15 protein-coding genes and 3 tRNA genes are annotated in these 18619 nt (G+C 74.5%); 4 read left to right on the top strand and 14 right to left on the bottom strand.

Annotated elements, in window-relative coordinates; translation table 11 throughout:
* Positions 1–51: 51 nt before the first annotated feature.
* Both ACI769_RS17845 and ACI769_RS17840 read right to left on the bottom strand, forming a co-directional pair.
* Positions 52–1365 (bottom strand): MFS transporter, encoded by a 1314-nt coding sequence (locus ACI769_RS17845; RefSeq protein WP_085388844.1) that lies wholly within the window; start codon positions 1363–1365, stop codon positions 52–54.
* The gene (locus ACI769_RS17840; protein WP_085388411.1) at positions 1362–2966 is read right to left on the bottom strand and encodes an MFS transporter; all 1605 of its coding nucleotides are present in this window, start codon (positions 2964–2966) and stop codon (positions 1362–1364) included. The genes ACI769_RS17845 and ACI769_RS17840 overlap by 4 nt, the downstream gene beginning before the upstream one ends.
* A gap of 72 nt (positions 2967–3038) precedes the next feature.
* Between ACI769_RS17840 and ACI769_RS17835 the strand changes: the two genes are divergently transcribed.
* Positions 3039–4181 (top strand): LacI family DNA-binding transcriptional regulator, encoded by a 1143-nt coding sequence (locus ACI769_RS17835; RefSeq protein WP_085388412.1) that lies wholly within the window; start codon positions 3039–3041, stop codon positions 4179–4181.
* Between the two features lie 9 nt (positions 4182–4190).
* Here the strand turns inward: ACI769_RS17835 and ACI769_RS17830 are convergent, their stop codons facing one another.
* The 7 genes from ACI769_RS17830 to ACI769_RS17800 form a co-directional block, all read right to left on the bottom strand.
* A complete protein-coding gene (locus tag ACI769_RS17830) occupies positions 4191–5720 on the bottom strand; it encodes a Tat pathway signal sequence domain protein (protein ID WP_085388413.1) in 1530 nt (509 codons plus the stop codon).
* Between the two features lie 247 nt (positions 5721–5967).
* A complete protein-coding gene (locus ACI769_RS17825; protein ID WP_085388414.1) occupies positions 5968–6402 on the bottom strand; it encodes a MaoC family dehydratase in 435 nt (144 codons plus the stop codon).
* On the bottom strand, positions 6399–6857 hold the full coding sequence (locus tag ACI769_RS17820) for a MaoC family dehydratase N-terminal domain-containing protein (protein WP_409142045.1): 459 nt from the start codon (positions 6855–6857) through the stop codon (positions 6399–6401). The genes ACI769_RS17825 and ACI769_RS17820 overlap by 4 nt, the downstream gene beginning before the upstream one ends.
* Before the next feature lie 28 nt (positions 6858–6885).
* Positions 6886–7056, bottom strand: a complete 171-nt coding sequence (gene rpmG / locus ACI769_RS17815; RefSeq protein ID WP_021482899.1) for a 50S ribosomal protein L33 — start codon at positions 7054–7056, stop codon at positions 6886–6888.
* 86 nt (positions 7057–7142) lie between these two features.
* Positions 7143–7219: transfer RNA gene (locus ACI769_RS17810), tRNA-Met, on the bottom strand.
* A 61-nt stretch (positions 7220–7280) separates the two neighbouring features.
* A tRNA-Thr gene (locus tag ACI769_RS17805) sits at positions 7281–7353 on the bottom strand.
* Between the two features lie 165 nt (positions 7354–7518).
* Positions 7519–7600, bottom strand: a tRNA-Tyr gene (locus tag ACI769_RS17800).
* 130 nt (positions 7601–7730) lie between these two features.
* On the opposite strand from ACI769_RS17800, the gene rarD reads away from it, so the two are divergent.
* From rarD to ACI769_RS17785, 3 genes are read left to right on the top strand one after another with little or no spacing between them, the layout of a single operon-like run.
* On the top strand, positions 7731–8768 hold the full coding sequence (gene rarD / locus ACI769_RS17795) for an EamA family transporter RarD (protein WP_085388416.1): 1038 nt from the start codon (positions 7731–7733) through the stop codon (positions 8766–8768).
* 56 nt (positions 8769–8824) lie between these two features.
* Complete coding sequence (locus ACI769_RS17790) at positions 8825–9319, top strand: YajQ family cyclic di-GMP-binding protein (protein WP_085388417.1); 495 nt, start codon at positions 8825–8827, stop codon at positions 9317–9319.
* 6 nt (positions 9320–9325) lie between these two features.
* Positions 9326–10300 (top strand): HAD family hydrolase, encoded by a 975-nt coding sequence (locus ACI769_RS17785; RefSeq protein WP_085388418.1) that lies wholly within the window; start codon positions 9326–9328, stop codon positions 10298–10300.
* Between the two features lie 44 nt (positions 10301–10344).
* Here ACI769_RS17785 and htpX read toward each other — a convergent pair whose 3' ends face one another.
* The 5 genes from htpX to ACI769_RS17760 form a co-directional block, all read right to left on the bottom strand.
* Entirely contained in the window at positions 10345–11229 is an 885-nt protein-coding gene (gene htpX, locus ACI769_RS17780; protein WP_021483666.1) for a zinc metalloprotease HtpX, read from the bottom strand.
* A gap of 232 nt (positions 11230–11461) precedes the next feature.
* Positions 11462–12874: an FAD-dependent oxidoreductase gene (locus ACI769_RS17775; RefSeq protein ID WP_085388419.1), complete on the bottom strand. Its 1413-nt coding sequence runs from the start codon at positions 12872–12874 to the stop codon at positions 11462–11464.
* 217 nt (positions 12875–13091) lie between these two features.
* On the bottom strand, positions 13092–13565 hold the full coding sequence (locus tag ACI769_RS17770; RefSeq protein ID WP_085388420.1) for an LpqN/LpqT family lipoprotein: 474 nt from the start codon (positions 13563–13565) through the stop codon (positions 13092–13094).
* Between the two features lie 131 nt (positions 13566–13696).
* Complete coding sequence (locus ACI769_RS17765) at positions 13697–13969, bottom strand: WXG100 family type VII secretion target (protein WP_021482523.1); 273 nt, start codon at positions 13967–13969, stop codon at positions 13697–13699.
* Positions 13970–14104: 135 nt separating this feature from the next.
* A complete protein-coding gene (locus ACI769_RS17760; protein WP_409142044.1) occupies positions 14105–18583 on the bottom strand; it encodes an FtsK/SpoIIIE domain-containing protein in 4479 nt (1492 codons plus the stop codon).
* Positions 18584–18619 lie beyond the last annotated feature (36 nt).

Genomic DNA, 18619 nt, shown 5'->3' with positions numbered 1-18619 from the left:
CGGGGGCGGCAGGTTCGCAGGTCACCCGTCCAGCGTAGTTCGGGTTCCCCGTCAGTCGGCGCGCCCCGCGCGGTCCGCGCCCTGGGCGGCCTGCTGGCCCGCGGCACCGGCGGCCGTGGGGAGCGGTCGCGTCGCGCCGACGACGAGCAGGCCGACGACGACGGGCACGGCGATCACGAGGAGCGCCCCGCGGTAGCCGACGTGCTCGGCGAGGAAGCCGATGAGCGGCGGCCCCATGAAGAACGCGGAGTACCCGATCGTCGCGACGACGCTCACGCGCACGGCGGCGCGCGCCGGGTCGTCGGACGCGGCGCTCATCCCCACGGGGAACCCGAGCGCCGCACCCATGCCCCACGCGACGACGCCGACGAGCGCGACCCAGAGGTTCGGGGACAGCGTGAACACGAGCAGGCCGAGCAGCGCGAGCGCGGCGCCCAGGCGCAGGACGGCGACGCGGCCGTAGCGGTCGAGCAGGCCCGTCCCGAGCAGGCGCATCCCGGTCATGGCGGTGAGGAACACGGCGAGGCCGACGGCGCCCATGGCGTCGGACGTGCCGAACCCGTCGACGACGGCGAGGCTCACCCAGTCGTTCGCGGCGCCCTCGGTGAGCGCGGCCGCGAGGACGACGAGGCCGATGAGGAGGGTGCGCGGCTCGGTCCACGCGCTGAGGGCCCCGCGCGCGTCCTTGCCCGTCCCGTGCGACGCCCCGCTCCCGGCCGCGGCGGCGGGGTCGGCGCCGGCGGCGTCCTCGACGGCGTCGGCGACCGCGTGGTCCACCTGGCCCGCGGGGAGGAAGAACCGCACGGACCACAGGACGCCGACGAGGCTCAGCACGACGGCGGCCGTGAGGTGCGCCTGGACCGGCACGTGGAGCGCGGCCATGAGCGCACCGACGCCGGCGCCGGCCATGGTGCCGAACGAGAACCCGGCGTGGAAGCGCGGCATGATCGCCTTGCCGAGCCGCTGCTCGACGGCGGCGCCCTCGAGGTTCATCGCGGCGTCCCACACGCCGGTGCCGATCCCGGCGAGGAACAGACCGACGCGCACGACGACGTCCTCCCCCGTCGCGACGCCCGTGACCGCGGTGACGAGACCGACGACGTTGGTCACGGCGAAGACCGTCACGGCCTTCGAGGCACCGAGCCGCTGGACGACCATCCCGGACAGCGGCAGCGCGAGCAGCGACCCGACCGCCATGAAGAGCAGCAGGAGGCCCATCTGCGCCTCGGTGAAGCCGAGCGAGTCCCGCACCGCGGGCAGGCGGGAGGCCCACGTCGCGAAGTTGAACCCGTTGAGGAAGAAGACCGCGAAGACGGACCAGGTGGCGAGGGCGACGACGCGGCGGTCGGGGCGGGCGGTGGTCACGCGGAGGTCTCCTCGCGGCGGTGCGACGGGCGGGTGCGGGGGCGGCGGGACGCGGCCCGGTGGGCGGTGGCGGAGGACCCCGCGCGGACGCTGCGCCACGGGCGGCGACGACGGGCGCCGTCGGCCAGGGCGGGGCCGCCCACGGCGTCCGGGGCGTGCGCGCCGGGGGTCAGGACGTCCACCGGACCATCCTGCACCGCGACGGGTGCGGCGTCGTCGGTGCCGCACGCCGGGCGCGCCGCACGGGCGGCGGCGGTGCCCAGGGGTGCGACCTGGCGCGCGAGGAGGACGCTGAGGACCATCGCGGCGACGATGAGGACGAGCGCGTGGCGCGCGCCCATCGCCTCGGCGGCGAGACCGAGGAGCGGCGGGGCGGCGAGCGACGCCATCGAGGAGAACGCCGACACGACCGAGACACGGCTCGCGGCCCGCAGGGGCTCGTCGGACGCCGCGGCGATCCCGACGGGCACCGCGAGCGCGGCGCCGAAGCCCCACAGGACGACCCCGACGGCCGCGAGCGGGAGCGTCGGCGCGAACCCGAACAGCACGAGACCGGCGATCGACGCCACGCCCGACGCGCGGAGCACGGTGACGCGGCCGAACCGGTCGATGAGGCGCGTGCCCGCGAGGCGCATCACGGTCATGGCGGCGACGAACGTGCCGAAGACGACCGCGCCGACGGCCTCGGTCTGGGCGAACCCGTCCACGACGGCGAGGGACAGCCAGTCGTTGGCGGAGCCCTCGGAGAGCGCGGCCGAGAGGATGACGAGCCCGATGAGCAGCGTGCGCGGCTCGCGCCATGCCGACAGCGCGGCGCCGAGCCGGGCACCGCGCCGGGCGAGGCGCGCGCGCAGGCCCGCCGTCTCGACGTCGACGACGGCGTCGCCGAGCGCGTCGACCGGGGCCGGCGCCGCTGTGCCGGGCGCGGGGGTCCGCGTCGGGAGGGTGTCGTGGACCGTGGCGGGGATCGCGGCGAGCCGCCACACGGTGGCCACGACCCCGGTCGCGACGAACTGCACGACGACGGGCACCTCGGCGTGCGCGCACGCCGCGCCGACCAGCGAGCCGACGACGGCGCCGACGGAGAACGCGGCGTGGAACTGGGGCAGGATCGTGCGCCCGACGCGCCGCTCGATGCCCGCGCTCTCCACGTTCATCGGCACGTTGCCGAGCGAGAACGCCATGCCGTTGACGAAGATGCCCGCGGCGAGGAGCGCGACCGACCCGGTGGCGGGACCGAGCCCGAGCAGGAGGAACGCGACGCCGAACAGGCCCGCCGAGACGGCGAACGCGACCCGGCCGCCGAACCGCGTGACGAAGGGTCCGGCCGCGGTGACCGTGAGGAGCGCCCCGACGGCGCCCGCGAGGAGCACGACGCCCAGGTCTGCGGGGCCGAGGCCGAGTGCGTCGCGCACGGAGGGGAGGCGCGCGAGCCAGCTCGACATCATGACGCCGTTGAGCGCGAACACCCCGAGGAGCACCCAGCGGGCCCTGGCCAGGGCGCGGGCGTCGGACCCGGGGCCGGACGGGAACTGCGCAGCACCTCCTCGAATCGATTCGATCCGACGGACGAGAGTGCGCTTCGAATCGATTCGAGGCATGGTCACCAGTGTGCGGGTACGCTGGCCGCGCGTCAATCGAGAATCCCGCGCCCGCGGGAGGCAGGGAGCGTGATGAGCGACACCCCCGGGAACCGGGAGCCCGCGGCGCCCGCCGCGCCGGCTCACCGGCCCACGCTCGCCAAGGTCGCCGAGCTCGCGGGGGTCTCCGTCTCGACGGCGTCGCTCGCGTTCTCCGGCGCCGGGCCGATCACCCCGGAGACCCGCGCGCGCGTGCTCGACGCCGCGAAGGAGCTCGGGTACACCGGACCGAACCCGCTGGGCCGCCAGCTCCGCTCCGGCCGGTCGGGCGTCGTCGGGGTCGTCGTCGGCGACCAGCTCCGCCGCGCGTTCCGCGACCCGGTCGCCGTCCAGGTGCTCGACGGCCTCGTCTCGACCCTGGGCGAGAACGGCCTCGGCGTGCTGCTCATCCCCGGCATCCCGTCCGACGACCCCGCACGCGCCGTCGACCCGCTCGTCGAGAGCGCGGCCATGGACGTCGCGGTGCTCGTGTGGGGCGTCGGTACGGACGACGCGACGCTCGCCGCGCTCCAGCGGCGCGGCGTGCCCGTCGTCGTCGGCGAGGGCCGCCCCGTCGAGGGCGCCCCGCTCGTCCTCATCCACGACCGCGCGGGCACCGCGGACGCCGTGCGGCACCTGGTCGAGCTCGGGCACACGCGCATCGCCGAGGTCTCGCTCCCCCTCGACACGTCCGACCGCAGCGGACCGCTCGACGCCGCGCGGCTCGCCCAGGTGGACCGCACCCCGACAGCCAACCGCCTCGCGGGCGTGCGCGACGTCGTCGAGCCGGTCGCGAGCTGGGAGACCGAGGCCTCGCTCGTCGAGCACGGCCGGTCCGCCACGCTCGCCCTGCTCGGCCGCACCGCGGCCGACGGGACGACCGAGCCGGCCGACCCCGCGACCCGGCCGACCGCCGTCATCGCCCACTCCGACCTCCTCGCGGCGGGCGCGCTGCTCGCCGCGCGCGAGCTCGGGCTGCGCGTGCCCGACGACGTCTCGGTCGCGGGGTTCGACGGGCTCGACCTCCCGTGGCTGGCCCCCGACGTGCTGACGAGCGTGCACCAGCCGCTCGCGCGCAAGGGCGCCGAGCTCGGGCTGGCCGTCATCCGCCAGCTCGCGGGCGAGGCGCCCACCACGGTCGAGCTCGACGTCGAGCTCGTGGTGGGGACGACGACGGGCGCCGCCCCCACCACCTGAGCGCCCGCGTCAGCCCAGCCGGCCCGGCTGGAGCGGGTTCGCGCGCGCCGCGGCGAGCAGGTACCACGACGTCGCGCCGACGTGCTGGACCTGGAAGTACCCGAACCCGAACCCCGAGTCGAGCAGGCTCGACGCCGCGACGACGCCCGCGCGCTCGGGCAGCGGCGCGCCCCCGATCGTCTGACCGGCGCCGACGCCCTCCTGCACGCCCTGGACCTCGCGCAGCAGGCCCTCGGCGCGGACCCGGTCGTCGTCCCGCTCGCAGCCCCGGCGTCCCCGCCGCCGGTCGTGACGACTCCCCCGCCCGCGTGCCCCGCGGTCCGCGAGCGCCGACGCGAGCTGCGCCGTCCCCTCCAGCCACACGCCCTGCGGGTGCACCGGCAGGTCGTTGTACGAGGCCGTCGACGTGAGGCTCGCGCTCGAGAACGTCACGCCCTCGACGACCGTGCCCGCCGGGAGCTGCGACACCCCCTCGCCCGCGACGTCGCGCGCGGCCAGCGCGTCGTCCGCCCAGTCCAGGGCACGGGCGTAGCGCCGCTCGCGCAGCGCGAGCCACCCCCACGTCTGCGGGTCGAGCGGGAGCGGGTCCCGGTTGATCTCGGTGCCGTCGTTCGTGCCGGTGTAGAGGTAGCCGCCGTCGGGCTCCCACATGCGGTCGACGAACGCGCGCGCGTGCTCGGCCGCACGGCTCCAGCGCCGGTCGCGCGTCACGGACCCGAGCTGGCGGAAGAACGCGACGCAGTCGACGTTGTGCTCGGTCGAGCCGTTGGGGATCGGGACGTTCGCGCCGTCCACGCCGAACGAGAACCCGCCGAGGGGCGCCTGCGACCACGTGTTCGCGACGATCCACTCGCCGATCCGCCGGGCGGCGTCGAGGTAGCGTCGCTCGCGCGTCACGGCGTGCAGGTGCAGCAGGGCGATGCCCGGCCAGGCCATGTCCCCGACCGCCGTCCCGAGGAAGCCGAACTGCCACCCGACGTTCGCCGTCCCGTCGGGGAGCACGAGCCCGTGCTCCTGCGGCGTGCCGTCGTAGAAGGTGTAGGGACCGACGTTGTACGCCTGCCGGAGCCGGCCGTCGTCGTGGTCGGGGTCGTGCTCGAGCGCGAACACGAGCCCGTCGCCGAGCGCCCGCGCGCGGTCGAGGTGGCGTCGCCCGGCGGTGAGCGTCGCGAGGATCGCGAGGGCGTTGTCGTAGACGAACGCGGTGGAGAACAGCCCGAGCTGGTCCGCGTAGGACTGCGCGAGCCGCGGGCCGGGGTTCACCTCCGGGTAGGCGTCGGTCGCCGCGGCGAGGAAGCCGTGGGCGCGCCGGACCGACGCCGCGCGGCCCCGCGCCGGGACGCCGGGCGCACCCCGCCCGAGATCGCCTGCGGCGGGCAGCGGACCGGTGCTCGTCGCCGCGGCCGGGGCGGCCGTCAGCCCCGCGAGCGCGAGCGCGCCACCGAGGGCGAGGACGGTGCGTCGGTCGACGCCGCGAGCGGGACCGGGGTCGTGCGCGGTGAGGTCGGGCCGTCCAGAGCGGCCGCCGTGCTGGGTCATGAGCGTCTCCTTCGACGTCGTGAGTGGCGCGACCCACCATAGTGGGAGCGCTCTCACGGCGAAAGGGGTCCCACGCGGGTCAGGCGCGGGTTCCAGCCCGCCTCCCTGGCTGCGGTTCATGCCCGGACAGGAGATGTGGTTCGCCCGGAGCGGGTGGGACGCGGGACGACGACGAGGGCGCCGCACCCGGCCGGGTGCGGCGCCCTCGTGGCGTCAGGAGCGCATGGTCGCCCAGGGCGACCGCAGGTCAGAGGCGGACGACAGCCTGCGTCTTGCCGAGCACGCGTGCGCCCTCGAAGATGACCGTGAGGTCGACACGGACGGTGCCCGCCTCGGCGTCGATCGCGCCGACGGTGCCCGTCACCTCGAGCGTCGCGACGCCCGGGTTCGGCACGGGCACAGGGCGCGTGAACCGGGTCTGGTAGTCGACGACCGCGCCCGGGTCGCCGGCCCAGTCCTCCACCAGCGCGACGGCGGCACCCATGGTGAACATGCCGTGCGCGATGACGCCCGGCAGGCCGACCTCGGCCGCGAACGCGTCGTTCCAGTGGATGGGGTTGAAGTCGCCGCTCGCACCGGCGTACCGCACGAGGCGGGCGCGGTCGACCTCGACCGTGCGCGTGCCGATCACGTCGCCGACGGCGAGGTCGGCGAGGACGGGACGGGTGACGCCGGTGCTCATGCGCCCTCCCCGCGGACGGCGAGGGTCGAGGTGACGGTCGCGACGGGCTCGGTGCCGCCGTCGGACAGGGCCGCGATCTCGCAGCGCGTGGTGACCATCGCGAGGCCGGCTCGCTCGACGATCGAGTCCACGTGCAGCACGGTCACGAGCTCGTCGCCCGCGACGATCGGCCGGTGGTGCGTGAAGCGCTCGTCCGCGTGGACGACGCGCGAGAAGTCGATGCCCGCCTCCGGGTCCTCGATGAACTGCCCCTCCGCCCGCTGGGCGACGACGACCGCGAAGGTCGGAGGTGCGACGAGGTCCGGATAGCCAGCACCCCGCGCCGCCACGAGGTCGTGGTGCACGGGGTGGGTGGCGCCGACGGCGCCCGCGAACTCGCGCAGCTTCTCGCGCCCCACCGAGTACGGCGCGTTGGCGGGGTACTCGCGGCCAACGTAGGCCAGGTTGACGCTCACTGCGGGTCGCGGGTGCGGAGCCGGAGGCTCAGCGGGTCTCGCGGTGCGCGGTGTGCTTGCCGCAGCGCGGGCAGAACTTCGCGAGCTCCAGGCGGTCCGGGTCGTTGCGACGGTTCTTCTTCGTGATGTAGTTGCGCTCCTTGCAGTCCACGCAGGCCAGCGTGATCTTGGGGCGAACGTCAGCGCTCTTGCTTGCCACGGTAGTGAGCCACCTCTCGCGCCTCCGGAGGGCGCATGTGCTGTGCAGGTCGCACGACGCCGGCCGCCGTACGAGGTTGTCGAAAGTGGTAGCGGAGGCGGGGATCGAACCCGCGACCTCACGATTATGAGTCGTGCGCTCTAACCATCTGAGCTACCCCGCCGCGTGACTGAACGCGAGGTCGCCTTGCAGTATTCCAGCAAGACGACCCCGCGTCACCACAGAGCCCCGAAAGGGAATCGAACCCTTGACCTTCTCCTTACCATGGAGACGCTCTGCCGACTGAGCTATCGGGGCAGCGCGGAAAACTCTACACGGAACATGGCGCCGAGAGAAATCGGCGTCGTTCCGCCGTTTCCGGGCCGTCGGACCGTGCCCGGGACGCGCTCGCGGGGCACGCCCCACGCACCGGACCGGCACGACGACGGGGCGCCACCCGTGGGTGACGCCCCGTCGCTCCGGTGGCAGGTGAGGGATTCGAACCCCCGAAGGCTGAGCCGTCTGATTTACAGTCAGATCCCTTTGGCCGCTCGGGCAACCTGCCGTGTGGAGTTGTCGCTCGCCGGTGGTCGCTGCACCAGGTGCAGCCCCTGCCGTGCGGGCGAGCCAACGATACAGCCCGAGCGGACCAGGTGCGAAATCCGCGTGTGGGCGCCCCTCCGTACAGTGGTGCGGTGACCCACCCCTCCCCCGCGCCGGACCACCTCCCCGGCACCGGGACGCCCGCGCCCCCCGACGCCCCGTCCGTCCCCGCCGCACCGTCCGACGCCTCGGCACCCGCGCCGTCGGGCACGGACCGCGGCGCACCCGCCCCGACGGACCGCTGGGGCCTGCTGCTCGGTGCCGGCGCGTTCTTCCTCTGGGGCGCGATGCCCCTGTACTTCCCGCTCCTGGAGCCGGCCGCACCGCTCGAGATCATCGCCCACCGCGTCGTGTGGAGCCTGCTCTTCTGTCTCGTGCTGCTCGCCGCGACACGCCAGCTCGGGGGCTTCGTCGCCGCCCTCCGGTCGCCCCAGACGCTCGGGACGCTCGCCGTCGCCGCCGTCCTCATCGTGACGAACTGGACGGTCTACGTGTACGGCGTCCTCTCCGGCCACGTGCTGGACGCCGCGCTCGGGTACTTCATCAACCCGCTCGTCACCGTGCTCCTCGCCGTGGCGGTCCTGCGCGAGCGGCTGCGGCCCGCGCAGTGGGTCGCGGTCGGCGTCGGCGCGGCCGCCGTCGTCGTCATCAGCACCGGTGCCGGCGGCCTGCCGTGGATCGCGCTCGTCCTCGCCGGCTCGTTCGGCCTCTACGGCCTGGTGAAGAACCGCGTGGGCCGCACCGTCGAGGCGCTCCCGGGGCTCGCCGTCGAGACGGCGGTGCTCACGCCCGTCGCGCTCGTCTACCTCGGGTGGCTGGGCGCCACGGGAGCCGGCACGTTCGGCACCGAGGGCGTCGGGCACGCGCTGCTGCTCGCCTCCGCCGGGATCGTCACGGCCCTGCCGCTGCTGCTGTTCAGCGCGGCCGCCCGGCGGCTGCCGCTGAGCGTCGTCGGCCTCCTGCAGTACCTGGGCCCCGCGCTGCAGTTCCTGTTCGGCCTGCTCGTGTTCCACGAGCCCATGTCGCCGACGCGGTGGGCGGGCTTCGGGCTCGTCTGGCTCGCGCTCGTCGTGCTGTCGGTCGACGGCCTGCGCACCGCCCGGGCGACGCGCCTCGCGGCCCGTCGCTGAGCACGCTCGACTACGGTGGGACCCAGCACCGTTCCCGGCCCGAGAGAGGACCACCCATGGCCGACTCGTCGTTCGACATCGTCAGCAAGGTCGACCGCCAGGAGGTCGACAACGCGCTGAACCAGGCCGCCAAGGAGGTCTCGCAGCGCTACGACTTCCGCAACGTCGGCGCCTCCATCGCCTGGAGCGGCGAGACGATCGTCATGGTCGCCAACTCGGCCGAGCGCGTGCTCGCGATCCTCGACGTGTTCGAGACCAAGCTCATCAAGCGCGGCATCTCGCTCAAGTCCCTCGACACGGGCGACAAGGCGCCCAAGGCGTCGGGCAAGGAGTACCGCCTCGTCGCGACCCTCAAGGAGGGCCTGTCGAGCGAGAACGCGAAGAAGATCACCAAGATCATCCGCGACGAGGGCCCCAAGGCCGTGAAGACCCAGATCACGGGCGACGAGGTGCGCGTGACGAGCAAGTCGCGCGACGACCTCCAGACCGTCATCGCGCTGCTCAAGGGCGCCGACCTCGACGTCGCGCTGCAGTTCGTCAACTACCGGTAGCTCGCCATGACCCTGCCCGGCGGCGGCCCGCGCCCGGTCGCGCCGGGCCGTCCCGCCGCGTCGTCGAGCGGGCTCCCGCGCGTCGTCGCGACGGACCTCGACGGCACGCTCCTGCGTTCCGACGGCACCGTCTCGGAGCGCACCCGCTCGGCCCTGCGCGCGGCCGAGCACGCGGGCGTCGAGGTGGTGTTCGTCACCGCCCGGCCGCCGCGCTGGCTCGGCGCGCTGGCCGACGTCGTGGGCGGGCACGGGCACGTCATCTGCCTCGGCGGGGCCGCCGTCTGGGACCTCGCGACCGCGAGCCCGCTCGACGTGGTCGGGTTCGCGGACGGCCACGCGGCAGCGCTCGTCGCGGACCTGCGCACCGCCGTCCCGGGTATCGCCCTCGCGTTCGAGCGCGTCGACGGCCCCACGTTCGACCCGGGCTTCCGCTCCACGCCGGACGACGACGCCGACGTCGTCGCCGTGGTCGAGACGACGCTCGGCCCCGGCGCCGCGCCGGGCGGCGCGACGCGGCAGCCGGTCGGCAAGATCCTCGCGCGCGACCCCGCCGTGCCCGTCGAGGACTCCCCCGCGACGCAGCCGGTCGTCGTCGCGGACGGGCAGACGACGGCGCAGGAGACGTTCTTCGCGCGCGTGCGCGCCGCCGTCGGGGACCGCGCCCACCTCGCCTACTCCGGCGCGGCGGGGCTCGCCGAGCTGCTCGCCCCCACGGTCACCAAGGACGCCGCGCTCGCGCGCTGGTGCGCGCGCCTGGGCGTCGATCCGCGCGACGTCTGGGCGTTCGGCGACATGCCCAACGACCTGCCCATGCTGCGCTGGGCGGGGCGCTCGTTCGCCGTCGCGAACGCGCACCCCGACGTGCTCGCGGCGGCGACCGACCGCACGGGCTCGAACGACGACGACGGCGTCGCGCGCGTCCTGCTCGACGCCGTCGAGGCCCTGCGCCGCGCGCCGAGGAGGACGTCGACGGCCCGCTGAGCACGGCCACCGGGCTCCAGGCCCCGCACTCCGGTGCGCGCCGGTCAGTGGTAGGTGATGCCGCCGTAGCCCGGGCCGTGGCCGGCCATCGCCTCGAGGCGCTTGATGCGCTCCGCCATCGGCGGGTGGGTCGCGAACATCTTGCCGACGCCCGCGCCGCGGAACGGGTTGGCGATCATGAGGTGCGAGACGTCGACGAGGTCGCGGTTCTGGGGCAGCGGGGCGCGCTGCGTCCCGGCGTCGAGCTTGCGCAGCGCGGACGCGAGCGCGAGGGGGTCGCCGGTGAGCTTCGCGCCGTCCTCGTCCGCGTCGTACTCGCGCGTGCGCGAGATCGCGAGCTGCACGAGCATCGCCGCGATCGGCGCCAGGACCACCATGGCGATCGCCGCGAGCGGGTTGCCGCCGCGGTCGCGGTCGCCGCCGAAGATCAGCAGGAACTGCGCGAGCGACGTGATGACCCCGGCGAGAGCGCCCGCGACCGACGACGTGAGGATGTCGCGGTTGTACACGTGCATGAGCTCGTGCCCGAGGACACCGCGCAGCTCGCGCTCGTCGAGGAGGCGCAGGATGCCCTCGGTGCAGCACACGGCCGCGTTCTTCGGGTTGCGACCCGTCGCGAACGCGTTGGGCGCCTGGGTGGGCGAGACGTACAGGCGCGGCATCGGCTGGCGCGCCTCGGTCGAGAGCTCGCGCACGATGCGGTACATGGCGGGCTGCTCGAGCTCGCTCACCGGGCGCGCGTGCATCGCGCGGATGGCGATCTTGTCGGAGTTCCAGTAGCCGTAGAACGTCGTGACGAGGCCGATGCCGACGAACACCCACAGCAGGTTCGCGCGCGCGCCGAACAGGGCCCACAGGCCCAGGACGATGGCCCACATGACGCCGAACAGGCCTGCCGTCTTGAGACCGTTGAAGTGCTGACGCCCCACGCTGTGCTCCCTTCCGCGCCCCGGGCCCGCCCGCGCGGTGTGCCGGGCGCCCGACGGGCGCCGACCCTGCCGACGCCCACCTGGATGAACGCCCGAGGCGACCGTCCCGTTCCCGGGCGGGGCGACGGCGTCGGACACCGGGGCGACGGCGACCCCTGGAGGGCCCAGGGACGACGACGGCGCCCCACCCGGGTGCGGGTGGGGCGCCGTCGGGCGTGCGGCCGGGGCCGGGTCAGCCGGCCTGCGACTGTCCGCGCGCGACACGGATCATGTCCTCGCGCGGCACGACCTTGATGCGCTCGCGCCCGTGCGGCTCGCCGAGCGAGCGCTCGTAGGCGTCCAGGAGCTCCCAGCCCGACCACTCGATCGGGTCGACGCCGCGCTCGCGCAGGAAGTCCAGGACGGCCTCGGGCTCGCCGAGCGGCGCGACGCGGCCCGCCGTGAGGTCGGCCGCCGCGACGTCGCCGCCGTCACCCGCGCCCGTGACGTCCTCGACGAGGTGCCGGACGGTCTCGGACGCGTCGGACTTCGTGTGCCCGATGAGGCCCACGGGGCCGCGCTTGATCCATCCCGTCGCGTAGACGCCGGGGAGGTGCTCGCCGTCGATGTCGACGACGCGGCCCTCGCGGTTGGGGATGACGCCCTTGAGCTCGTCGAAGGGGATCTCCGGGAGCGGCGAGCCGAAGTAGCCGACCGCGCGGTACACGGCCTGGACGGGCCACTCGTGGAACTCGCCGGTCCCGGAGACCGTGCCGTCGCCGTTGAGGCGCGTGCGCTCGGTCCGCAGCGCCTCGACCTTGCCGTCGCCGAGGACGGCCGACGGCGCGTGGAGGAAGTGCAGGTGCAGACGGCGCGACGCCGTGTTCTCGCTCGGGTCCTTGAGCGTCCAGTCGGTGAGGGTCTTGACGACCTGCTTCGTCTGGTTCGAGGAGCTGATGGCGGCCATCGAGCCCTCGTCGAACTCGAAGTCCTCGGGGTAGACGATGACGTCGACGTCCGGGACGTGGCCCAGCTCGCGCAGCTCGAGCGGCGAGAACTTGGCCTGCGCCGGGCCGCGGCGGGCGAAGACGTGCACGTCGGTGACCGGCGACGCCTTGAGCGCCTCGTAGACGTTCTGCGGGACCTCGGTCGGCAGCAGGTCGTCCGCGTGCTTCGCGAGCACGCGGGCGACGTCGAGCGCGACGTTACCAGCACCGAGGACCGCGACCTGCTCGGCCTCGAGCGGCCACGTGCGCGGGACGTCGGGGTGGCCGTCGTACCAGGACACGAAGTCCGCCGCGCCGTAGGAGCCCGGGAGGTCGATGCCCTCGATCGGGAGCGCCGCGTCGCGGATCGAGCCGGTCGAGAAGATCACCGCGTCGTAGTACTGGCGCAGGTCGTCCAGCTTGAGGTCGACGCCGTAGTCCACGTTCGCGAGCAGGCGGATGTCGCCGCGGCTCAGCACCTTGTGGAGCGCGACGATGATCTGCTTGATGCGCGGGTGGTCCGGCGCGACGCCGTAGCGCACGAGGCCGAACGGCGCGGGCAGGCGCTCGAACAGGTCGATGCTCACGTCGAGGTCGGTCTTGGACAGGATGTCCGCGGCGTAGATCCCGGCGGGACCAGCGCCGACGATCGCGACGCGCAGTGGACGGATGCTGCTCACAGGACAGGGCGCCTTCCGGTCGAGGACGGGGGTCTCTCCCGCGCGGCCGACGGGCCGTTCCGCGTCGACCGGTGGGTACCGGCCGCAGGAGACCTCTCGATTGTACGACTGGGGTGAGGGTTGCCTCACTCGGGCCCTCTCCTCCGTGACCAGCCTGACACCGGTCTCGCCTGCTGGATACCCCGTCTTGCGGTCCGGGCGAATGTAACGCCGGGGGTCAGCGGTCGACGCGGAGGCTCTCCTGGACCGCGCGGATCTCCGCCGCGGCCCACGGGTGCTGGGTCAGCGTGCACGTCCCGGTCGTCTGCACGAGGTCGGCCACGGGGCCGCGCGGGACCACGACCGTGCGCACCGCCTGCACGAGGACAATGCCCCCGCCCCCCTTGAACGACGCCTCCAACCAGCGCCCCGGCAGGCCGTCGACGTCCACCTCGCCGCCGTCGAGCTCGCGCAGGCGCGGCATCGGCCGGAGCTTGCGGAGCACCTCGGCGTGCGCGTCGTCGAGCGTCTGCTCCGCCCGGATCCGCGACACCGTGACGATGACGTTCGGGTTGAACTCCCCCGGGTCGACCTCGCGGCCGAGCGCGAGCGGCAGGCCCACGTGCGGGAGCGGGACCCACCTCTCCGGCGCGACCACGCGCACCCCTACGGGCGCGGGGAAGTCGTCGCTCGGGTAGCGCAGCTCGGTCATGCGTCAGGTCCTCTCGTCGGGGGCGGGCGCCACGGGGCGCGTCAGCAGTCTCGCACCCGACGCCGGACGCGTGTACGCCGAGGGCGCGGGACCCTCTCGGGGTCCCGCGCCCTCGGCGGAGCTCAGCCGGATCAGCTGTTCGAAGCCTGCTCCTGCTGCTGCGCGTTCTGCGTGGCCTTCTGGCCCGCGTCCGTCAGCGTCTGCGCGACGTTGTTCAGCTGCGTCTGCGCGGCCGGCCAGTCGCTGCCCTTGAACTGCTGGGCGTCGGGGCCCTCCCACGGCACGCTCTGGATCTGGGAGTTCAGGTTCTGCATCGTCGTCCGGATCTCGTCCGCCTTCTGCTGCAGCGTCTGACCGAGCCCACGGAGCTCCTCGACGTTCGCGCCCCACATGCCACCAGCCATGGTGTTCTCCTTCTGTGTCTCGACCCCCACCCTGCGTGGACGTCGTCCCGTTGTCGATGGCAGTACTCAACCATCGGCCCACGAGCGCCGTCGATGGGGAGGTGTCCCCATGAGGTGCCCGTGGTCGTCACGTCGCTACCGCGGGAGCGCGACGTGCAGCTTGCGCGCCCTGCCCGAGACCACGAGGAAACCGCGTCCCGGCGGGAAGTCCGCGCGGCGGATGCGGCCGAGCCCCGTCCCGAGCAGCGTGTCGCCGTCGAGGTCGCCGGGCGTCAGGAGCAGACCGGTGCGGCCCGCCTTGAACGGCTGCGCGATCGCCCACGCCTGGCCCCACGTCGAGGACTCCGCCTCGCCCACGACGAGCTGCTCGGCTCGCGTGGCGGCCCGCACGAACGCGACGAGCGGCTGCTCGGCCGGGGTGCCGGTGAACTCGGTCACCGACTCGACCAGCACCGTGAGCGTGCCAGGACGCAGCGACCCGCCCTCGATCGCCTGGGTGAGCGTCTCGAGGAGCGTCACGACCTCCTCGGGCGACGTCGCGACGGTGTCCCACGCGTCGAGCGCCGAGATGCTCGTGCGGCGCGGCGAGAGGTACACGACCCGGCCCGCGCGCGCCCGGCGCACGGCCTGCGCGATGGTGACGAGCGCCGTCGTGCGGCCGCCCCCGGGAGGGCCGGAGAGCATGAACGTACCGCGCGCGGGGAGCCCCACGGGCGCGATGTCGAGGTCGTCGAGGCCGATCGTCGGGCGCCCGCCCGTGACCTCCGGCAGCGCCTCGAGCGCGAAGCCGTCCGGCAGCCGCTCGACGCCCGGCGCCTGCGCGATGCCGAGCCGCGTCATCGCGTCGCGGAGCTTGCCGAGCTCGCGCGCCTGGAGCGCGACGTTCGGGTCTCCGCCGAGCACCGCGACCTGGACCTCGTTCTCGTCGAGGACGCCGCGCCCGGGCGGGGACGTCAGCGACAGCACGTCCTTCGGGACGCCGAGCGTCAGGTAGTCGTCCTCGCTCGCGAGGCGCAGCACGAGCCGCTTCTGGATCGTCGAGCCGAGCGACGTCGGGACCGACGCCGCGCGGTCGCCCGCGACGACGACGTGGACGCCGACCTGGCGCCCGTCGGTCGCGACGGCCGTGAACGCGCCCCACACGGGGAACGCGTGCGCGGGCCGGAACTCGTATGACTCGCGGAACGCGCCGATGCTGTCGACCAGCAGCAGGATGCGCGGCTCGTCGGGCGCGCCCGCGAGCCGGCGGTACTCGTCGAGGCTGCCCGCGCGGACGGCGGCGTAGCGGGCGGACCGCTCGTCCACGAGGTCGCGCAGGGTGCGCAGCAGGCGCTGGACGCGCTCCTCGTCGTCGCCCGAGATGACGGCGCCGACGTGCGGCAGGTCCTCGAGCATCCGCAGGCCGCTCGCGCCCGCGTCGATCGCGTACACCTGGACGGGGCCGCCGCGCGCGGTGATGGCGGCCGAGACCGCGATCGTCCGCAGCGTCGCGCTCTTGCCCGACCCGCCCGTGCCGTAGATCGCCATGTTGCCGTCGCGGTCGGGCTCGTAGAACACCGTCGGCTGGGCCTGGGACTTCGGGTCGTCCTCGACGCCGAGCAGCAGCATCGTGTCCGTGCGCGGGTTCGGCAGGCGCGCGAGGTCGTACGTCGGCGCGAGCTCGGCGAGCCACGGCTTGCGCGGCATCGGGACGGCGGCCTCGGTCGCGGCCCGCGAGATGGTCGCGACGACGCGCGCGATGTCGTTGGGGCCCGGGTCGGTGACCTCCTCGACCTCGGGCTCCGGGAGCTCCCAGCGCACGCCGGTGCCGAACGACATCTCCTGGACGTCGATCCGGGGGCGCTCGGGGCGCGACGTCGTCCAGCCGCCGGCGTAGCCGGTCTGGAACGGGGTGATCCGGCCGGGGCCGGTCTTCACGGCGCCGCGGCCCGGGATCGACGGGTCGAAGTGCGCGGCCATGGGGATGCCGAGGATGTCCGTCGAGTCGTCCTCGTCGGCCATGCGCAGCGCGACGCGCAGGTTCGTGTTGGCGCGCAGGTTGTCCTTGATGACGCCCGCGGGACGCTGCGTGGCGAGGATGAGGTGCAGCCCGAGGGACCGGCCGCGCTGGGCGACGTCCACGACGCCGTCCACGAACTCGGGGACCTCGTTGACCAGGGCCGCGAACTCGTCGACCACGATGAGCAGGCTCGGCGGCGCGTCCGGGTCGCCCGTGCGCTCGAGGGACGCGAGGTCCTTGGCCTTCTTCCGGTTGAGCAGGTGCTCGCGGTAGCGCAGCTCGGCCCGCAGCGACGTGAGCGCGCGGCGCACGAGGTGGGGCGAGAGGTCCGTGACGAGCCCGACGGTGTGCGGCAGGTTCACGCAGTCCGCGAACGCGGCGCCGCCCTTGTAGTCGACGAAGAGGAACGTCACGCGGTCCGGGCTGTGCGCCGCGGCCATGCCGAGCACCCAGGACTGGAGGAACTCGGACTTGCCCGCGCCCGTCGTCCCGCCCACGAGCGCGTGCGGGCCCTGCGTGCGCAGGTCGAGGTAGAGCGGCTCCGTGCCGGAGTGGCCGACGAGGCCGCGCAGGTTGGTCGGGGCGGAGCGCCGCACCGGCGGGGAGCCGTCGCGCGGCGTGAGCGACCCGTTCTCGCGCCACGCGTCGATGAGCCGGCTCGGGTCCTCCGCGAGCGCCGTGCCCGCGAGCGCGAGGTAGGAGACCGAGCGCGGGAGGTCGGAGTCGTCGTCGACGGGCGCGCCGACGTCGACCACCGGGGCCAGGATGCGCGCGACCTCGTGCGCCGTCGCGAGGTCCACCGTCTCGCACGCGACGGGGAAGGTCAGGCGCCCGACGCGGACCTCGCCGCTCGTCGCGCCGGCGGAGCCGCCCGGGGTGTCGGCGGTGTCGACGGTGTCCACGAGCACGAACGTGCGGCACGCGGCCGGGAGCTGCTCGACGGACGGCGCGACCCACACGACGTGCACGCCGGCGTCCGCGCCGCGCTCGACGAGGCGCGTGAGGCGCGAGCGGTCGACCGGGGCGTCGTCCTCGACGAGCACGACGACGGTCGGCAGGACCGGCTTGGGGGTGTCCTCCCCCTCCTCGGGGTCGATCGGTCCGCGCAGCTCGGCGTGCGTGCCGAGGTCGGCGCCGCGCAGCTCGACGAGGTCCTCGAGCCGGGACAGGAGCGACTGCGCGGCCCCCGGGTTGTCGGCGAGGTGCTCGCCGCCCAGCGGGCTGTGGGCCGACCCGGTGTGCGGGAGCCACTCGAGCCACTCCCAGTCCGCGCGCGAGCGCTGCGACGTCACGGCCGCGAGCACGAGCTCCGACGGCGAGTGCAGGCCCGCGAGCTGGACCAGCACGCCGCGCGCGACGGCGTCGACCGCGGCGCCCGCCCCCGCGACCCCGAGCGCGCCGTCGGTCCGCAGCCGCGCGACGACCGGGACGCCGGAGATCGTGGCGCACTGCGCGTGCAGCTTCTCGAGCTCGTTCCAGTACTCCGGCAGCGTGTTGTTCTCGTTCGGCTGCTCGAGCTGCGTGCGTGCGGGCGCGGAGCCGAGACCGATCCGGACGGAGAGGAACGCGTCGTGCTCCGGGCGGTGCGTCCACAGCAGACCGCCGAGGCGCCGCACCGCGTCCACCGTGTCGGCCACCGAGGGCGCCTCGGAGAGCCGCACCGCCCGCTCGACCGCGTGCGTGCGGTCGATCGTGTCGCGCATCGCGACGACGGCGGCCTCGAACTGCTCGCGCTGCGCCTTGAGCTTGCGCCGCGCCTGCACCTTCTGGTCGAGGTAGTTGCCGAGCATGAGGATCGGGCTGAGCCCGATGAAGACGATCGACAGGACGTTGCGCGTGACGGAGTAGAGGATCACGCCCATGAGGAGCGGCGCGACCATCGCGAGGTAGGGGAACCGCTGCGGCTCGGGCGGCTGCGGCGGCTTGGGCGCGCGCAGCTTGCGCTCGCCGAAGCGGGCCACGACGCGCGGGGACCGGTTGAACTCCACGACCGGGCTCGTCGGCGCGAGGCTCGTCGTGCGGTGCAGCGCGACGACCGAGACCACGGTCGTGCCGATCGTCACCGTGTCCGCGGACGTGAGCGTCGAGCGCAGCATGCGCTGACCGCCCATGACCAGGCCGTTCGCGGAGTTCGTGTCCGTGATCTCGATCGTCTCGCCGACCGTGATGCGCGCGTGCCGCTTCGACACCTGCGGGTCGCTCAGGCGGATGTCCATGTTGCGGTCGCGTCCGAGGTAGCTCGTGCCGACGGGCAGCGAGAACTCGCGCCCCGCGTCCGGGCCCTCGAGCACGCGCAGCACGGCGACGGCGGCCCCGCGGTCCTGGCCCGGCGAGTCGAACTGCTCGGACACCCGCACGATCGAGACGGTCGAGCCGGACCGCAGGCCCGCCTCGACGAGGTCGCTCGTCGGCGACAGCACGCGGCCCTGGCCGCTGCCCGACGGCGACGTACCGACCTGCAGCGTGAGCCGGTCCGGCACGGCGGTGCCCGCGCGCGTCGGGTCGCCCGCGAACAGCGCCTCGGCGACGTCGCGCACCGACGCCGTCGCGTCGGCCGTGACGGCGACGTTCGTCGTGCTGGCGTCGGGGCGGTGCAGCGTGAGCTTGATTCGCACGGGAGTTCCTCGTTCGGGTCCGGGTGGTCAGCGGCG

The sequence above is a fragment of the Cellulosimicrobium sp. RS genome, assembly GCF_046159675.1.
GTDB lineage: Bacteria > Actinomycetota > Actinomycetes > Actinomycetales > Cellulomonadaceae > Cellulosimicrobium > Cellulosimicrobium funkei.
Note: the sequence above shows the minus strand (reverse complement) of the source record. Positions and strands in the feature narration are given on the sequence as shown.

Bases quoted from the DNA above. Each gene is read 5' to 3' on its own strand.
- ACI769_RS17840 (WP_085388411.1), bottom strand. From the start codon at position 2,966: ATGCCTCGAATCGATTCGAAGCGCACTCTCGTCCGTCGGATCGAATCG.
- ACI769_RS17835 (WP_085388412.1), top strand. From the start codon at position 3,039: ATGAGCGACACCCCCGGGAACCGGGAGCCCGCGGCGCCCGCCGCGCCG.
- ACI769_RS17830 (WP_085388413.1), bottom strand. From the start codon at position 5,720: ATGACCCAGCACGGCGGCCGCTCTGGACGGCCCGACCTCACCGCGCAC.
- ACI769_RS17790 (WP_085388417.1), top strand. From the start codon at position 8,825: ATGGCCGACTCGTCGTTCGACATCGTCAGCAAGGTCGACCGCCAGGAG.
- ACI769_RS17825 (WP_085388414.1), bottom strand. From the start codon at position 6,402: ATGAGCACCGGCGTCACCCGTCCCGTCCTCGCCGACCTCGCCGTCGGC.
- ACI769_RS17765 (WP_021482523.1), bottom strand. From the start codon at position 13,969: ATGGCTGGTGGCATGTGGGGCGCGAACGTCGAGGAGCTCCGTGGGCTC.
- ACI769_RS17785 (WP_085388418.1), top strand. From the start codon at position 9,326: ATGACCCTGCCCGGCGGCGGCCCGCGCCCGGTCGCGCCGGGCCGTCCC.
- ACI769_RS17770 (WP_085388420.1), bottom strand. From the start codon at position 13,565: ATGACCGAGCTGCGCTACCCGAGCGACGACTTCCCCGCGCCCGTAGGG.